The 3211-nt window shown below is 56.5% G+C and carries 3 protein-coding genes; all 3 read left to right on the top strand.

Translation table 11 applies throughout. The features are described from left to right. The first annotated feature begins 121 nt into the window (after nucleotides 1-121). The 3 genes from QJT78_RS49680 (at nucleotide 122) to QJT78_RS49670 (ending at nucleotide 3097) form a co-directional block, all read left to right on the top strand. Nucleotides 122-580: an AraC family transcriptional regulator gene (locus QJT78_RS49680; RefSeq protein ID WP_080587077.1), complete on the top strand. Its 459-nt coding sequence runs from the start codon at nucleotides 122-124 to the stop codon at nucleotides 578-580. Between the two features lie 91 nt (nucleotides 581-671). Beyond that, nucleotides 672-1763 carry a GDP-mannose 4,6-dehydratase gene (gmd, locus tag QJT78_RS49675; protein ID WP_038953562.1) on the top strand — a complete coding sequence of 364 codons (1092 nt, stop codon included), beginning with the start codon at nucleotides 672-674 and terminating at the stop codon, nucleotides 1761-1763. A gap of 185 nt (nucleotides 1764-1948) precedes the next feature. Beyond that, nucleotides 1949-3097: a glycosyltransferase family 4 protein gene (locus tag QJT78_RS49670; RefSeq protein WP_038953563.1), complete on the top strand. Its 1149-nt coding sequence runs from the start codon at nucleotides 1949-1951 to the stop codon at nucleotides 3095-3097. Nucleotides 3098-3211 lie beyond the last annotated feature (114 nt).

Here is a 3211-nt window from a genome sequence, read left to right as displayed (position 1 = left end):
CGCGGTTGAGGTGATGGGGTTGGCTTCACAACCGAATCCTACGCCGCATCAGCGCTTTACACCACGCTCGCCAGCCTCTCAGGCGCCCTCTCGCGAATAAGACGGGCTAAAGCTCCGAAGTGTGTTAGACGGCTCTGGTATAAACGACGCCGCCTATGCCGAGACACTCGGGCTGTTGCTCTTGCGGGAACTACGGCATGCCGCTGACCCAGCGGGGGCCCAGCGGGAGGGTGTTCGAGGAGGGTTAACTGCACGTCAGCTAGGGCGCATTACAGAATTTGTCGATTCTCAAATCTCGAGTGACATAACGATATCCGATATGGCAGCGCTAGTGGGGCTGAGCCCATTTCATTTTATTCGGGCCTTTAAGGAATCAGTAGGGCTGTCCCCGTACCAGCATGTGCAATCAGAGCGGATTCGACGAGCGAGAGAACTGTTATCCGATCGCAATCTATCACTTTCCGATGTGGCGCACGCGGTAGGATTTAGCGATGCATCCCAGCTGAACCGTGCGTTTCAAAAATTGATTGGAGTCACGCCAACCGCTTTTCGGCGCGAGACTGGGTCGGATACTTCATAAAAAGGCATAACCGTCCAACCGCCGAATGCCTAGAAAGGCAGGAGTGGACATGAGGCACTTTGAACTGACTAAGTATGAGACATAGGATAGTATGACAGCGGAAAGCTCACAACGGCGCGTTGCGCTGATCACCGGCGTTACCGGGCAGGATGGCGCCTACCTAGCCGAATATCTGCTCGGCCTCGGCTACACCGTGCATGGCGTCAAGCGCCGCTCGTCCTCGTTCAACACCGCCCGCGTCGATCATCTCTACCAGGATCGCCACGAAGGCAATGTGCCGTTCCTGCTTCATTATGGCGACATGACCGACTCGACCAACCTGGTCCGGCTGGTGCAGCAGGTCAGGCCCACCGAGATCTATAATCTTGCCGCCCAAAGCCATGTCGGCGTCAGCTTCGAAAGCCCGGAATATACCGGCAACGCGGACGCCATCGGCGTGCTCCGCCTCTTGGAGGCGATCCGGATTCTCGGCATGGAAAAGGAGACGCGGTTCTATCAGGCGTCGACCTCGGAGCTCTACGGCCTGGTTCAGGAAGTGCCGCAGAAGGAAACCACGCCGTTCTATCCGCGCTCGCCCTACGCTGTCGCCAAGCTCTATGGCTACTGGATCACGGTGAACTACCGCGAGGCCTATGGCATGTTCGCTTCCAACGGCATCCTTTTCAATCATGAAAGCCCGATCCGCGGCGAAACCTTCGTGACGCGCAAGATCACGCGCAGCGTAGCCCGAATCGAAACCGGTCTTGAGGACATGCTCTATCTCGGCAACCTCGAGGCCAAGCGCGACTGGGGCCATGCGCGGGATTATGTCGAAGGCATGCACCGGATTTTGCAGGTCGATGAACCCGACGATTTCGTGCTGGCGACCGGGGAGACCCGCTCGGTGCGCGAATTCGTCGAGCTGGCATTTGCGGAAGTGGACCGGACCATCGAATGGCGCGGCAAGGGCGTCGAGGAGACCGGCATCGACAGGAAATCCGGCAAGACCGTCGTGCGCATCGATCCGACCTATTTCCGTCCGACCGAGGTCGAACTTCTGATCGGCGATGCCAGCAAGGCGCGCGAAAAGCTCGGCTGGAAGCCGAGGACGCCGTTCGCCCAACTCGTCAAGGAGATGGTCGCGAGCGATCTTGCTGCGGCCAAGCGGGATGCGATCGGCGCCAACAGATCCCACTCTCGATGAGGAACAAGAGCAAGGGTACCACCGGCAGGCTCATGCTCTGAGGCTATGCAAAGGGCGCAAAGGAAAAGCCGTGTTCGAGGCCTTTCACCGCTTGGTGAGGTTAACTTTTTGGTCCTTTTGCAGTCTAACGCGACTCGAAGTGTACGAGATCGCGCCTCCTGTTTTCTCTCGAGTCTGGATTGATCTTGAAAGTCCTGCACTTCTTCAAAACCTATGCTCCAGACTCCCACGGGGGCGTTGAACAGTTTATATTCCAGCTGGCGCACGGGAGCAGCCGGCGAGGCATAAACGTCGAGGTGCTTTCGCTGAGCCCGAACGTCGACGACGAGACCGCTCTGTTTGACAATCATATCACTCACCGCATTCGGCGAAATTTTGAGATCAGGTCTACGGCCTTTTCCTTTAGAGCGTTCCCAAAATTCTCCGCGCTCGCGCAGCAGGCAGATATTGTTCACCTCCATTTTCCGTGGCCGTTCGCGGACATGGTCTATTTTGCTACGAATGTATCGAAGCCTGTTGTACTGACGTATCACTCGGACATCATCCGGCAGCGAATCTTGCTGAAGGTCTATGGGCCGTTGATGCGTCGGTTTCTGAACAGCGTAGACAGAATAGTCGCGACTTCGCCGAACTATCTCAGGACCAGTGAAACGCTCATAGACTTCCGAGAAAAAACGAAAGTGATTCCGATCGGCCTGGATCGCTCAACGTACCCTGCCTATGACCCCTCGATTTGCGCCAAATGGCCCAGCTTGATCGGCAAGCGCTTCTTTTTGTTCGTGGGAGTCCTTCGATATTATAAAGGACTCCATATTCTGCTCGACGCGCTCCGCGGCTCTGATTATACCGTCGTTATTGCCGGAGCGGGACCGATTGAAGCGGAGTTGCGTCAGCATGCCATCGACCTTAAGTTGACGGATATCCATTTTGTAGGAGCGCCGACAGACAGCGAAAAAGTTGCCCTGTTCAATCTCTGCCATGCAGCGGTGTTTCCCTCGCATCTTCGGTCAGAGGCATTTGGCATCACTCTGCTGGAAGCATCAATGTATGGAAAGCCTCTGATCTCTAGCGAAGTCGGGACGGGGACGAGTTACGTCAACATTCACGGCGAAACAGGTCTTGTCGTTCCGCCAAGCGATCCAGGCGCTGTCAGAGAAGCAATGCGGGTTCTCTTCGACAATCCCGAGTTGGCGGCACAAATGGGCGAGCGAGCCAAGCAGAGGTATCAGAAATACTTCACGGCGAGCCAGATGGTCGATCGTTATGTCCGGCTGTATGACGAGCTTTTGTCGGGACGAGCACGCGTTTCAGTCGCTTCGCGGGCCCAACAGTGAAGTACTAGCCCGTCTTATTCGCGAGAGGGCGCCTGAGAGGCTGGCGAGCGTGGTGTAAAGCGCTGATGCGGCGTAGGATTCGGTTGTGAAGCCAACCCCATCACCTCAACCGCG

Origin of the sequence: Bradyrhizobium sp. Mp27 (genome assembly GCF_029953005.1) — a bacterium.
Classification (GTDB): Bacteria; Pseudomonadota; Alphaproteobacteria; order Rhizobiales; family Xanthobacteraceae; genus Bradyrhizobium; species Bradyrhizobium barranii.
The sequence above is the reverse complement of the archived record's forward strand: the minus strand, read 5'-3'. Positions and strand labels throughout refer to the sequence as shown.

Coding starts and splice junctions, on each gene's coding strand:
- gmd (WP_038953562.1), top strand. CDS start 672: ATGACAGCGGAAAGCTCACAACGGCGCGTTGCGCTGATCACCGGCGTT.